This window comes from Caballeronia sp. GAWG1-1, from assembly GCF_023631465.1.
In the GTDB taxonomy this organism is placed as follows: Bacteria; Pseudomonadota; Gammaproteobacteria; order Burkholderiales; family Burkholderiaceae; genus Caballeronia.
Genome location: NZ_JALQDB010000001.1, coordinates 69,471 through 80,550 on the forward strand (window position 1 = coordinate 69,471; position 11,080 = coordinate 80,550).

Annotated in this window: 9 protein-coding genes; 5 read left to right on the plus strand and 4 right to left on the minus strand. The window is 62.1% G+C overall.

Features of this window, described 5'->3' with window-relative positions:
* Positions 1 to 13: 13 nt before the first annotated feature.
* Positions 14 to 490 carry an OsmC family protein gene (locus tag NCT03_RS00315; RefSeq protein WP_250491637.1) on the plus strand — a complete coding sequence of 159 codons (477 nt, stop codon included), beginning with the start codon at positions 14 to 16 and terminating at the stop codon, positions 488 to 490.
* Between the two features lie 30 nt (positions 491 to 520).
* Here NCT03_RS00315 and NCT03_RS00320 read toward each other — a convergent pair whose 3' ends face one another.
* Positions 521 to 1,537 (minus strand): D-2-hydroxyacid dehydrogenase family protein, encoded by a 1,017-nt coding sequence (locus NCT03_RS00320; RefSeq protein WP_244826722.1) that lies wholly within the window; start codon positions 1,535 to 1,537, stop codon positions 521 to 523.
* A 473-nt stretch (positions 1,538 to 2,010) separates the two neighbouring features.
* On the opposite strand from NCT03_RS00320, the gene NCT03_RS00325 reads away from it, so the two are divergent.
* Together NCT03_RS00325 and NCT03_RS00330 are read left to right on the plus strand one after the other, a co-directional pair.
* On the plus strand, positions 2,011 to 3,879 hold the full coding sequence (locus tag NCT03_RS00325) for a phosphoenolpyruvate carboxykinase (GTP) (RefSeq protein ID WP_250491638.1): 1,869 nt from the start codon (positions 2,011 to 2,013) through the stop codon (positions 3,877 to 3,879).
* 335 nt (positions 3,880 to 4,214) lie between these two features.
* Positions 4,215 to 5,300 (plus strand): transcriptional regulator GvmR, encoded by a 1,086-nt coding sequence (locus NCT03_RS00330; RefSeq protein ID WP_244826724.1) that lies wholly within the window; start codon positions 4,215 to 4,217, stop codon positions 5,298 to 5,300.
* A gap of 76 nt (positions 5,301 to 5,376) precedes the next feature.
* Here NCT03_RS00330 and NCT03_RS00335 read toward each other — a convergent pair whose 3' ends face one another.
* The 3 genes from NCT03_RS00335 to dprA all read right to left on the minus strand — a co-directional run bounded on the left by NCT03_RS00335 (position 5,377) and on the right by dprA (position 9,845).
* Positions 5,377 to 8,034, minus strand: coding sequence for a DNA topoisomerase III (locus NCT03_RS00335; RefSeq protein WP_250491639.1), 2,658 nt, complete (start codon positions 8,032 to 8,034; stop codon positions 5,377 to 5,379).
* 158 nt (positions 8,035 to 8,192) lie between these two features.
* A complete protein-coding gene (locus NCT03_RS00340; protein WP_250491640.1) occupies positions 8,193 to 8,570 on the minus strand; it encodes a thioredoxin family protein in 378 nt (125 codons plus the stop codon).
* Between the two features lie 72 nt (positions 8,571 to 8,642).
* Positions 8,643 to 9,845, minus strand: coding sequence for a DNA-processing protein DprA (gene dprA, locus NCT03_RS00345; RefSeq protein ID WP_250491641.1), 1,203 nt, complete (start codon positions 9,843 to 9,845; stop codon positions 8,643 to 8,645).
* 201 nt (positions 9,846 to 10,046) lie between these two features.
* Between dprA and def the strand changes: the two genes are divergently transcribed.
* Entirely contained in the window at positions 10,047 to 10,550 is a 504-nt protein-coding gene (gene def / locus NCT03_RS00350) for a peptide deformylase (RefSeq protein ID WP_250491642.1), read from the plus strand.
* A 35-nt stretch (positions 10,551 to 10,585) separates the two neighbouring features.
* A partial coding sequence (locus NCT03_RS00355; protein WP_284502937.1) for a methionyl-tRNA formyltransferase occupies positions 10,586 to 11,080 on the plus strand: 495 nt, incomplete at its 3' end.

An 11,080-nucleotide genomic window follows, 5' to 3' on the forward strand; every position in this document is an offset into this window, starting at 1 on the left:
CAAGGAGCAGAACGTGGCGAAGAAGCACACCTATACGCTCAGCGTCGCGTGGACGGGCGATCTCGGTTCGGGCACGTCCGCCTACGACGCTTATTCGCGCGACCATCTCGTGCGCGTGGCGAACAAGGCCGCGATAGAAGCGTCGAGCGATCCCGCCTTTCGCGGCAATCCCGCGCGCCACAATCCGGAGGAGTTGTTCGTGGCGTCGGTGTCGTCGTGTCACATGCTCTGGTACTTGCATTTGTGCGCGACCAACAAGATCGTCGTGACCGGATATGTCGATGAAGCCATCGGCACGATGCAGGAAGACAAGGACGGCAGCGGCCGTTTCATCGACGTGACGCTGCATCCGCGCGTGACCATCGGCGCGGGGAACGACGCCGAGTTAGCCGCGCGTCTGCATGAAGACGCGCATCGCTGTTGCTTCATCGCGAACTCGGTGAATTTCCCGGTGCGATGCGAGCCTTCGATCGAGGTATCGACGCTTTAGCGAAAGCCGCGCGGCCGCTCGCTCTTGCGCTCAACGCCGCCGCGCGTGCTGCAACGCTTCCGGATTCGACACGCTCGACTTGTCGCCGGCGTCGAAGGCCAGAATGTTCCTGAACGCCGCGCCGAAGTAGAGCTCATAACTCTCGCGCTCTACGTAGCCGATGTGCGGCGTGCAGATCACGTTCTCCATGCGCAAGAGTCCGTAGCCTTGCAGAATCGGCTCGCTCTCATAGACATCGGTGGCGACCATGCCCGGCCGGTTGTGATGCAGCGAATTGAGCAACGCGTTCTCTTCGAGCAGTTCGGCGCGGCTCGTGTTGACGAAGAGCGCGGTCGGCTTCATGCGCATGAGGTCTTCCGTTCGAACGATGCCGCGCGTTTCATCGCTCATACGTAGATGGACGGTGAGCACGTCGCTCTGTTCGAAGAGCGCTTCGCGGCTTTCGGCGACGGCGAAGCCATCGTCGCGTGCTGCCTGCAACGAATGCTCGCGGCCGAACACCAGCACATTCATGCCGAACGCCTTGCCGTAGCCCGCGACCAACTGGCCGATCTTGCCGTATCCCCAGATGCCGAGCGTCTGTCCGCGCAGCACTTGTCCCAAGCCGAAGTTCGGCGGCAGTGCAGACGTTTTCAATCCAGATTGCTGCCACGCGCCCTGCTTGAGATTCGCGACGTATTGAGGAATGCGCCGCTGTGCCGCCATGATGAGCGCCCAAGTAAGCTCGGCCGGCGCGACCGGCGAACCCGTGCCTTCGAGCACGGCGATACCGCGTTCGGTACAAGCGTCGATGTCGATATGTCCGCCGCCCGCGCGCCCGGTCTGGCTGATCATGCGCAGCTTCGGGCACTTGTCGAGAAGCTGGGAGCTGATGCGCGTGCGTTCGCGAATGAGCACGAGGGCATCTGTTTCCGACAGTCTGCTAGCCAACTGTCCGAGCCCGCGCACCGTGTTATTGAAGACCTTCACCTCATGGTCATCGAGCAAATGGAAGCAATCGAGCTTCCGAACGGCGTCCTGGTAGTCGTCGAGAATGGCGATTTTCATGTGCATTGATTAGCTTTTGTTGGGCATCAAACGTGCTGCTCGATTGAACTCGCGAGACAATGAATCACGCACTAACTTCGGGTAACTACCGATAAATATGCGCTTCATCCATGTACGCGCTGCATCACGGTAGGCGTGTGACGCGGTGTTATGCTTGACTCCCAATTTTTGAACGACCGCGAACGAATGCGCTAAAAATAAAGAATCACAGCGCACACTGCGGAAAACGCGGTTAGGCAGGAGGAGACAGGCCACTTAGTATCTCTTTTTAACAGTTTGTTCCTTTAAGGCGCAAGGCGCAAAGTCGCTCGCTTGAGCGCCTGAGGGACACACGCCCACGACGCGCAAACGGCTCACGAACCGTTCTTCATGCGCCAACGCGCATGAAGCGCCCGGCGGTTCAGTCGCAAAAAGCCTCTCGCATGCAGCGTCGTTGGGCCACCGGTTTTCATTGCAGAGAACGGAGAAGCTCGATGAACCAGCCCGCAGTAGTCGAAGACAACAAAACCGCCGCAGATCTTGAAGCACCGGCCTATGTACGACATCGAAGATTGATCGATTGGGTGCAGCAGGTCGCGGCCCTCACGAAGCCGGATCGCATCGAATGGTGCGATGGGTCGCAAGCGGAATACGACCGCCTTTGCGAACAGATGGTCGCCGCCGGCACGATGAAGAAGCTCAACCCCGCCAAACGCCCAAACTCTTTTCTAGCCTGTTCCGATCCCACGGATGTGGCGCGCGTCGAAGACCGCACGTTCATCTGCTCGCAACGCCCCGAAGACGCTGGTCCCACGAACAACTGGATCGACCCGCAAGAAATGCGCGTGACGCTCGATGGCCTCTTCGATGGCTCGATGCTCGGCCGCACGATGTACGTCGTGCCGTTCTCGATGGGTCCGCTCGGTTCGCCGATCGCGCACATCGGCGTGGAGTTGTCGGACAGCCCGTATGTGGTCACGAACATGCGGATCATGACGCGCATGGGCCGCGAAGTGTACGACGTGCTCGGCGACGACGGCGAGTTCGTGCCGTGCGTGCATTCGGTCGGCGCGCCGCTTTCGGATGGCCGCAAAGACGTGCCCTGGCCGTGCAACGACACGAAGTACATCGTGCACTTTCCGGAATCGCGCGAGATCTGGAGCTTCGGCTCGGGATACGGCGGCAACGCGCTGCTCGGCAAGAAGTGCTTCGCGTTGCGTATCGCATCGACGATGGGCCGCGACGAAGGCTGGCTCGCCGAACACATGCTGATCCTCGGCGTCACGTCGCCTGCCGGACGCAAGTACCACGTCGCGGCGGCGTTTCCTTCGGCGTGCGGCAAGACCAATTTCGCGATGCTGATTCCGCCGCAAGACATGAACGGTTGGAAGGTGACGACCATCGGCGACGACATCGCCTGGATCAAGCCCGGCCGCGATGGCCGTCTCTACGCGATCAATCCGGAAGCCGGCTATTTCGGCGTCGCGCCGGGCACGAGCGAGAAGACCAACTTCAACGCAATGGCGACGCTCAAGGAAAACGTGATCTTCACCAATGTCGCACTCACCGATGACGGCGACGTGTGGTGGGAAGGCATGACCGATAAGCCGCCCGCGCATCTCACCGACTGGCAAGGCCGCGACTGGACGCCGGAACTCGCGAAGGAAACCGGCGCTAAAGCCGCGCATCCGAACGCGCGCTTCACGGTGTCGGCATCGCAATGTCCGTCGATCGACGCGGACTGGGAGAATCCAGCAGGCGTCGCAATCGATGCCTTCATCTTCGGCGGCCGGCGTTCGAACACCGTGCCGCTCGTGACCGAGGCACGCGACTGGAAAGAGGGCGTCTACATGGCCGCCACCATGGGCTCCGAAACCACGGCGGCCGCTGCCGGCCAGCAAGGCGTCGTGCGCCGCGATCCGTTCGCGATGCTGCCGTTTTGCGGCTACAACATGAGCGACTACTTCGATCACTGGCTCAAGATGGGCGAGCGCCTTGAAGGCATGAACGCGAAGTCGCCGAAGTTCTTCTGTGTGAACTGGTTCAGAAAGGGCGCGGACGGCAAGTTCGCGTGGCCCGGCTTCGGTGAAAACATGCGCGTGCTGAACTGGATGGTCGGGCGCATCGAAGGCACGGCGGCGGGCGAGGAACACGCGTTCGGCATCTCGCCGCGTTACGAGGACATCGACTGGGGCGGCATGAACTTCACGCGCGAGCAATTCGAGCAGGTCATTTCCGTCAACGATACCGCCTGGCGCGACGAACTCGCCCTACACGACGAGCTCTTCGCGAAGCTCCATCAAGGCTTGCCGGATGCGCTTCCGGAGGCCAAGGCGGATATCGAACGGCGTCTGGCAGCCTGATTTCCGTCGTTGCAAGCGCTCCGTGATTACGCTCACGGAGCGCATCAATCCCTAAATGCGAATCTGCCGATGCCGGTTCGCATTTTCTTCCGCTAACCCGCCAAAATTGGCGCGGCCAGCTTGACCAAAAATCTCGGCTTGTGGCGCGTGCGTTCGAGTGTTGTGCGGCCGACAACAATCGGTGATCTTTCGTTCGCGTAAGCCATGATTTTCATCGGAAATTTCCGAAAAAACTCCGCGCCCTCGCAACTTCTGCACGAAATCGCTAGTCCTAGGATAATTCTGAATAGCTTTTCAGCAGAAATTGAAAGCCGCCTCGCGGCAGGAGTTGTCCCATGGATCATTTGCAGTCGATGAGAGTATTCATTCGCGTGGCCGATCTCGGCAGCTTCGCCCGCGCGGCGAACGCGATGGATATCTCCAATGCGGTGGCAACGCGCCATGTCGCCGACCTCGAAGGTCGCCTCGGCACGCGTTTGCTGAACCGCACGACGCGCAGCCTTTCGCTCACGGAGTCCGGGCAGGTTTATCTGGAGCGTGCGCGGCAGATTCTCGATGAACTGGAAGATGTCGAGCAAATGGTGGTTGCGCGGAATCACGAGCCAATGGGTTCGTTGAGAATTGTCGCCCCGGTGGTGTTCGGTCTGCATAATCTCGCGCCCGTGTTACAGACATATGCACAGCGCTATCCCAAAGTCGTACCCGACGTAACGCTCGTGGATCGTCAGGTCGATCTGGTCGAGGAAGGTTTCGATGTGGGCATCGTGATCGCGCGGCAAGTGAAAAGCGCGAGCGTCGTTACGCGGCGTCTGACCACCGGCTGCATGACTGTCTGCGCCACGCCCGCTTACCTCGAATCGCACGGCACGCCAACGCGCCCCGAACATCTGCTCGAGCATCCGTGTCTGAGCCTTCCCGCCGAGTATTGGGGCGATGAACGCGTGTTCACCGGCCCGGACGGCGAAGTGAGGGTGCGGCCGACCAACGTGATCATCGCGAACAACACGGAAATGCTGCGCCAGTTTGCGCTGCTCGGCATGGGCATCGCGATTTTGCCGAGCTATCTGATCGGCAACGATACAACGCGCGGCCAGCTCGTACGCCTGCTCGGCGACTTCCAGTTGCCGCAAGTGGAGATCAACGTGGCTTATCCGAGCCGTCGGCATCTGCCGGCGAAGGTGCGCACGTTCATCGATCACCTCGTCGAGTATTTCAGCCAGACGCCGAATCATCAGCTCGGTGAACAGTGGATTCGCGATGGCATGGGCCGGCCCGCGGTATCGACTGCGCCGCCGCCGCACTACGGGCGCGCCGAAGAGGAAGTGGCGTCGCGTTCGCGTTCGAATCAGAGTGAACTCGGCCCGAAGCTGGCCAAGCCGACGCGTCCGCGTGGCCGCTTGCCGGCGGCGTCGCCATACTGAACACGGCTGCGCCGCCAATGACAAAAAGCCCCGCGAATCGCTTCGCGGGGCTTTTTCTTTTCGACGCGAGCTAAAGCTAGCTCGTCTTGCGCGCAGCGGTCTTTTTCACCGCGGCTTTCTTCGCAGGCGCTTTCTTCGCCACGGCCGTCTTGGTCGCGGGCTTGGCGCGCGTCGTCTTGGCGGCTACGGCGACATCGCTATCGCCTTCGTCGCCGTTATCGGCTGGTGCTTCCGTTGCCGCGCCGCGCTTCGCTGCCGTCTTCGCGCCGGGCTTGGCTTCCTTCTTCTCGAATTCGAAGCCGATCTTGCCGTCCGGCTGCTTGACGAGAAACGCCTTGAAGTTGCGGCCCGTGCGCGACGACTTGAAGTTGGTCAGCAAGTCGGTGCGTCCTTCGTTCAGCAGCTTCTCCATTTGCTCACGCGCGATTTCCTGCTGCAGGATGACCTTGCCCGAGCGGAAGTCGCAGGTCTTCGGATTCGCGACGTAGTTCTCGCAGACGTAGCTCATGCCGTGCTCGTACACGCGCGACTGGCACTTCGGGCACGCGCCGACCGGCGTCTGCTCGGAAAAGTCGGGCGGTTCTCCGTCTTCGCCGCCGTTGTCCTGACCGAAATCGAACTCGAGCTTGAAGTTCTTGATCTCGTCGTCGAAAGCGAGCTTCAGGATGGCCGAGAACGGACGGCCCATCTTGCTGCGGAAACCCGACAGCGGTCCGATGGTTTTCTCGCGCAACAACTCCTCGACTTCAGGAATCTCGAACTGACGTCCGCCCGGAATCTTCGAGATGGAAAATTCACACTTGGTACACGCGAAGCGGCGATAGTTCTCCTTCACCTGCGACTCGCAGTGTGGACACGGCGTTTCGAGCGTGGCGTAGTCGCCTGGGATCGTGTCGGAGTCGTATTCCTTCGCGCGCTTGACGATGGTCTGCGTCATGCGTGCGATTTCCTGCATGAACGCATCGCGATGCAAATTGCCGCGCTCCATTTGCGACAGCTTGTGCTCCCACTCGCCGGTCAGTTCCGGCGCCGTCAGTTCCTCCACGCCCAGACCGCGCAGGAGCGTCATCAACTGGAATGCCTTGGCAGTCGGAATCAGTTCGCGGCCTTCGCGCACCATGTACTTCTCGCCCAACAGACCTTCGATGATCGCCGCGCGCGTGGCCGGCGTGCCGAGCCCTTTCGCTGCCATCGCTTCGCGCAACTCTTCGTCTTCGACGAGCTTGCCCGCGCCTTCCATGGCCGAGAGCAACGACGCTTCGTTGTAGCGCGCGGGCGGCTTGGTGACGAGACCGTGAGCGGCGACCTTGTCGACATCGACCTGTTCGTTTTTCTGCACCGGCACGAGATTGCCTTCCTCGCCCGCCGCTTCGCGACCGTAGACCTGCAGCCAGCCCGGCTCGACGAGCACCTTGCCCTCGGTCTTGAAGTGATGCCCCGAGACTTCGGTGATCCGCGTAGTCACCAGATATTCCGCCGCCGGGAAGAACACGGCGAGGAAGCGCTTGACCACGAGGTCATACAGCTTCTGCTCGGGCTCGGACAACGCCTTGGGCGCCAGAAGCGTGGGGATGATGGCAAAGTGATCGCTGATCTTCGAGTTGTCGAAGATGCGCTTGTTCGGCTTCACCCAGCCCTTGTCGAGCACTTGCTTCGCGAACGGCAGATAGTTGTTGCTGTCCTTGAGCATGGTCAGCGTGTCCTTGACCGTGCCGAGATAGTCTTCCGGCAGCGCGCGTGCATCGGTACGCGGATAGGTCAGGACTTTGTGCTTTTCATACAGCGCTTGCGCGAGGCCGAGCGTGTTCTTCGCCGAAAAGCCGAAGCGGCTGTTGGCTTCGCGCTGAAGACTCGTCAGGTCGAAGAGCAGCGGCGACATTTGCGTGGACGGCTTCGATTCTTCCGTCACGGTGCCGGTCTTGTCGCGACAAGCCGCCACCACGGATTCGGCCGCAGCGAGACTCCACAGACGCGAGTCGCGCTGTTCGGGATCGTTCTCGACGCGCTTGAACTTCGGGTCGAACCAGCGGCCTTCGTAAATGCCTTTCGCCGCGACGAATTCGGCGCGCACTTCCCAGTAGTCGCGCGGCACGAAGCGGCGAATCTTTTCCTCGCGTTCCACGACGATAGACAACGTTGGCGTCTGAACACGGCCCACGGTGGTCAGGAAGAAACCGCCGCCCTTGCTGTTGAACGCGGTCATCGCGCGCGTGCCGTTGATGCCAACGAGCCAGTCCGCTTCCGAGCGGCAACGGGCGGCATCGGCGAGCGGTTGCATGTCGGCGTCGCTACGCAGATGCGCAAATCCGTCGCGGATGGCGGCGGGCGTCATCGACTGCAGCCACAGGCGCTGGACCGGCTGCTTCGCCTTCGCGTGCTGCGCAATCAGACGGAAGATCAGTTCGCCTTCACGCCCCGCGTCGCAGGCGTTGATGAGCCGGTCGACATCCTTGCGCTTGAGCAGCTTTGTCAGAACCTTCAGTCGTGATTCGCTTTTCGCGATGGGATTCAGGTCGAAATGCGGCGGTATGACCGGCAGATTGGCGAAGCTCCACTTCCCGCGCTTGACGTCGTATTCCTCCGGGGCCGCGATTTCGAGCAAATGGCCGACCGCGGACGAGAGCACGTAGTCGTCGCTCTCGTAATACTCGTCATGTTTCGTGAAGCCGCCCAGCGCACGCGCGATGTCGTTCGCGACGGAAGGCTTCTCAGCGATGATCAGGGCTTTGGACATGACTCAATATAGTAGGTATTTGGCAGCGGTCCGATTTGGACTGCATTAACGCCGCTTTATAGCACAGGCTTTGTTCGATGCGCGCCGAAGCACGAATTGCGACGCTCGCCGTTTAGTTCCGCGAGCTTCGTTTCGCGACGCCGCGCGCACGCACTTTTCTACGCCGTGGCAAGCGCCGGACGCAGTTTCGGCGCGCCCGCCATGTTCGGCAGCGCGGTCAGATCGACCAGCATGCGTTCGACGATGGAAGCCTGCGGCAACACGGTGCCGAAGAAGCGGGTCGTCACCGAGTCCTCGATGAGAATGGTCGGGAAATTCTCGACATCGAGGTCATCGAAACGGTCCGCGTGATTTTCGATATCGATCCACGCGAAGCAGATTTCCGGGTGCGCCGCCGCCAGTTTGTCGAAACCTTCGCGGTATTCGCGGCAGGTTCCGCACCATTCGGCGCACAGACAGGCGACGAACAAGGTGCCGGGCACGGCGATGCGCTCGGCGATCTCATCGGCATCGGTATCGAGATTCAGCGCGGACATGGCGTTTCTGGCGTCCTTTCGTCTGGGGTTTGGCGTCGTACTCATTTTTCGCGAATGTAGCACGACGCCACTTCACGAGCGTTCGAGCGCTGTCACGCGTCCGCCCGGCAAGGCCGCGATCAAGCCCGATAATTCGAGTTGCAGCAGGGCGCTTTGCAGCGCGGCTCCGTCGAGATCGGTGCGGGCAGCGAGATTTTCAAGCGTCGCGGGTGCATGGCCGAGCGCGGCGAGCACGCGGGCGGCTTCGTCGGTCTCGGGTTTGCCGGGCAGACGCGCCGAAGCCCACGAGGCGTTTGCCGGAGCCGGTGCCTTGCCGCGCTTTTTGCGAGGTGTGGCGGGAAAGCCGAATTCCTCCAGCACGTCTTCCGGCGTCTCCACGAGCTTCGCGCCCTGCTTGATGATGCGATGACAACCCTGCGACAGCGGCGCGTGGATCGAACCGGGCATGGCGAAAACATCGCGGCCCATTTCGTTGGCAAGCCGCGCGGTGATGAGCGAGCCGGAGCGCATTGCCGCCTCGACGATCAAAACGCCCTGCACCAGGCCCGCGATGAGCCGGTTGCGCTGCGGAAAGTTGGCGGAGCGCGCGGGCGTGCCGAGCGGCCATTCGGACACGATCACGCCATCGCGGGCGATTTCGTGCGCGAGCTGATGATGCAGCGACGGATACACCAGATCCGCGCCCGTCCCGATGACGGCGATCGTGCCTGTGGCGCCGTCCAGCGCACCCCGATGCGCCGCGCCATCGATGCCGAGCGCGAGCCCCGACGCGACGGCAAGCCCGGCGTCCGAGAGCGCGCGCGCAAACCGGCGCGCGTCTTCGAGTCCTTGCGGCGTGGCGTTCCGGCTGCCGACGATCGCCACCGCGCGCGCTTGCAGCAAGTCGGTTCGCCCTTTCGCGTACAAGAGCGCGGGCGGATCGGGCATGGTGAGGAGCGCTTGCGGATACGCGGTATCGGCGAAAGTGAGAATGTGATTGCCGGGTTCGGCGGCCCATTCCAGCACGCGTTCAATATAGTTGCCGAATGGCACGCCTTCGACTTCGGCGGGCGGCGCGAGCGCGGCGGTCGCGGCATCGGTGTTGGTGACTTCGGCGAGCGAGGCGAAACTTTCGGCTAAAACGTGCTTCGGTCCGCCAAACGCGCTCAAGAGCGCGCGCAGGGCGGCGGGACGCAGTCCCTTTGCATGCGTGAGCCGCAGCCAGGCGGAAAGTTCGTCGAGGTCCGTGGTGAGCGCTTCCGGTTGAGGCTCGGTCGGCGGTAAGGCGGTCGTCATGTTAAGATTTTTGGTCCCGGAACGTAATTAAGAAGTGTCGCCCGCCCGTGTGTTCAGGCCGAGCGACGCCGGTTGGCCGCTTGCCGGCGGCGTTGAATCCAGCGGATTCACCCGCATATCTTCGGCATGCCGCCACCCACCCGCAACCTGGCCGAATGGCCGACTTCACACGCGTCGCGGCGCGCGTAGATAATCCGAATCATGGCTCTGCTCAAGATACTGAACTACCCGGACAAGCGGCTGCACAAGGTGGCGAAGCCCGTCGCCGTCGTGGACGACCGCATTCGCAAGCTCGTCGCCGACATGGCCGAAACCATGTACGCGGCACCCGGCGTCGGCCTCGCCGCGACTCAGGTGGACGTCCATGAGCGGGTAATCGTCATCGACGTCTCGGATGCACACGACGAACTGCTCGTCTTCATCAACCCGGAGATCGTCTGGGCGAGCGAGGTCAAGAAAGAGTGGGAAGAAGGCTGCCTCTCGGTGCCGGGCATCTACGACTTCGTCGAACGGCCGGACAAGGTGCGCGTGAAGGCGCTCAACGAGAAAGGCGAAAGCTACGAACTGGACTGCGATGGCCTGCTTGCCGTGTGCATCCAGCATGAAATGGATCATCTGGCGGGTCACGTGTTCGTCGAATATCTCTCGACGCTCAAGCAGACGCGCGTTCGCGGCAAGATGAAGAAGCTCGAAAAGGCGCTGTAAAGCGCTTTATGTTGTCTCAAGGGTAGTAACAATCGATGACTCAATCGCTGCGTGTCGTTTTCGCCGGTACGCCGGAATTTGCCGCCGCCGCGCTCGCGGCTATATACGCGGCCGGATTTTCCGTGCCGCTGGTTCTGACCCAGCCCGACCGGCCTGCTGGCCGCGGCATGAAGCTGACCGCCAGCCCCGTCAAGCGTTTTGCCGTCGAACACGGGCTTACGGTCGCGCAGCCCACGTCGCTCGGGCGCGCGGGGAAATATCCGCAAGAAGCCGCCGATGCCATCGAGTTGCTTCGCGCCACGCCGCACGACGTGATGGTGGTCGCCGCCTACGGGCTCATCCTGCCGCAGGAAGTGCTCGACATTCCGCCGCGCGGAGCCATCAACATCCACGCTTCGTTGTTGCCGCGCTGGGGGGGGGGGGGGGGGGGCCCCCCCCCCCCCCCCCCCGGCGGCGCCCGCCCGGGCCGTCCCCTCGTGGAACACTTAGAGGCGCCCCCGCCCCCCGCGCCGCTCCCCGACGGCGCCCCG